The following is a 1276-nucleotide window of genomic DNA, read 5'->3' on the forward strand; positions in this document are numbered from 1 at the left end:
CGCCGCGGATCGGGTCGTGGCTGATGCGTTGGACGTCGAGCAGGCGTCGGTTGGCGGGGAAGCCGATCTGCCGGAGTGCGGGCAGGTTGAGCAGCCGTTTCCCGATCCCGAAGTCGCGGGTGTCGTTGATGGTGGTTTCGGTGCGCAGCGCTCTCCCTTCCTTGTGGTACTGCTTGATCTTGGCGTTCTTGTAGTCGACGTGCAGCGAGGGCACGACGCCGTCGGTGATGACGCGGGTGCGGAACCGGGCGGGGGTGGGGCGCTTGCCGCGGCGACGGATCCGGCGGTTGAACACCAGGCTGACCCGGTCCGGGCGGCCGATATCGAGGTTGTCGTGCAGGACCTGCTCGAAGAAGATCCGGCCGCTGACGGGGCGGTCGAGCATCTGGGTCAGCGAGAACTCGGCCTGCAGGATCGAGAGCTCGTAGCGGTAGCCGGCGTCCTCGTCGGCCGGGGTGAACGGGTGGGGCAGGATCCGCAGCCACTTGCGCAGCAGCGCGTCGATGTGCCCGGGCCCGAGTCGGTCACAGATCGCCTGCACCGTCTCCAGGCCGTCGAGGTCGACCGCGGCGAACCCGTTGTCCAGCGCGGTGAACCCGATCCCGGCCTTGGCGGCCTGGCGTTTGGCCCACTCGTGGCCGTTGAGGCACAGCTTGGCGGTGTAGGGGAAGTAGGTGCTGAACTTGAGGAAGAACGGGCCGAAGTCGGCGTCCACGCAGTAGAAGTAGAAGAAGTTGATGAACGCCGTCGCCCGGACCAGCCACGCGTAGGGCTCGCCGGTGACCGGGTTGTAGCGGCGCTGAGTGCGCCATACTCCGGCCTTTTCCTGCGCGCGGCCGACGAACAGCACCCCCTCGTCGGCGGTGAAGCCGGCCAGGAACTGCGCGGCGATGTCGTCCTTGCGTTCGCCCTTGCCGAAGGACACCAGCTCCAGGCCCCGGGCGGCGACGAAGCCGTGGATGTCGGCCACGAAGGCCTTGGTCATCGGGTCCATCAGGGCGGTGGACGCGTAGTGATGGCCGCGGTGGGCCACGAAGAAGCCCGACGCCCCGCCCCCATGGGTCAGCCGCGGCTGCCACACGTTGAGGTACATGCGGTCGATCGACTCGAGCTCGAAGACCACATGTTGATCGAGGACATCAGCCGCGCTGCGGGCTACCGTCATCTCTGGCTCCGGTCGGACGGGCGGCCAGCAGGCCCACCAACCGCTCGAGGCGGTTCATACACCGGACCGGCCCGCCGGTCACGGTCTAGATCCCGCCGACCGGAGCCCCCG

General features: G+C 68.3%; 1 protein-coding gene. It reads right to left on the reverse strand.

Translation table 11 applies throughout. From position 1 onward, the window contains the following. A partial coding sequence (locus C8D89_RS28635) for a hypothetical protein (RefSeq protein ID WP_133252115.1) occupies positions 1-1165 on the reverse strand: 1165 nt, incomplete at its 3' end. Between the last annotated feature and the right edge of the window lie 111 nt (positions 1166-1276).

This window comes from Actinomycetospora cinnamomea (genome assembly GCF_003096675.1).
Taxonomy (GTDB): Bacteria; Actinomycetota; Actinomycetes; order Mycobacteriales; family Pseudonocardiaceae; genus Actinomycetospora; species Actinomycetospora cinnamomea.